Origin of the sequence: Candidatus Marimicrobium litorale (genome assembly GCF_026262645.1) — a bacterium.
Taxonomy (GTDB): Bacteria; Pseudomonadota; Gammaproteobacteria; order Pseudomonadales; family Halieaceae; genus Marimicrobium; species Marimicrobium litorale.
Window position 1 is genome coordinate 1 of record NZ_SHNO01000008.1, and the last position, 744, is coordinate 744.

At 49.7% G+C, this 744-nt stretch carries 2 tRNA genes and 1 rRNA gene; all 3 read left to right on the forward strand.

Features of this window, described 5'->3' with window-relative positions:
- Nucleotides 1–75, forward strand: a 16S ribosomal RNA gene (locus tag EYC82_RS18085); the annotation flags it as partial.
- A gap of 135 nt (nt 76–210) precedes the next feature.
- A tRNA-Ile gene (locus EYC82_RS18090) sits at nt 211–287 on the forward strand.
- Nucleotides 288–372: 85 nt separating this feature from the next.
- Nucleotides 373–448: transfer RNA gene (locus tag EYC82_RS18095), tRNA-Ala, on the forward strand.
- The last annotated feature ends 296 nt before the right edge of the window (nt 449–744 follow it).

A 744-nucleotide genomic window follows, 5' to 3' on the forward strand; every position in this document is an offset into this window, starting at 1 on the left:
ACGGAGTGATTCATGACTGGGGTGAAGTCGTAACAAGGTAGCCCTAGGGGAACCTGGGGCTGGATCACCTCCTTAAACGATAAGTGACACATTCTGCAAGTGCTCACACATTTGTCTTCATCAAAACTGGTATCTGCAAAGCGTCACGGTGCTTGTTTGCACTTTTAGTTGCAGGCGAGGTCGTGCAACCCTGATCAGGGTACGGATGACAGGCCTGTAGCTCAGTTGGTTAGAGCGCACCCCTGATAAGGGTGAGGTCGGCAGTTCAAATCTGCCCAGGCCTACCAAATCGCTCCAGCTTTTTATCGCTTCACCGTCTTGGTGTTTCGCGTGTCGCGCTTCGATCTGAAACGCTTCGGCAACCAAACCATTGGGGCTATAGCTCAGCTGGGAGAGCGCTTCCCTTGCACGGAAGAGGTCTGCGGTTCGATCCCGCATAGCTCCACCATCTTCAAACGGTTTGAACCCTATGCTTTTGTTGGGCAGGCTGGCGGGATAATCGCAGTAAGATTGTTTGCGACACAGGGCTGGCTCGCTGGGTCATTCTTAGTGTTATTACTCTTTGCAGATTTGAAATCACAAGGAAGCATACAACGTATGCTTCCTTCTGGTTTTAACAACCGGAAAGTTCTTTAACAAGGTATATCAAGCTGAGTCTTTGGACTGACATGCAACACTCTTAGGAGTGAGGTATGCGGTTCATAGATAAAATTGTTCCGGTGGTAGCGGGTTTCAATTCCCCGT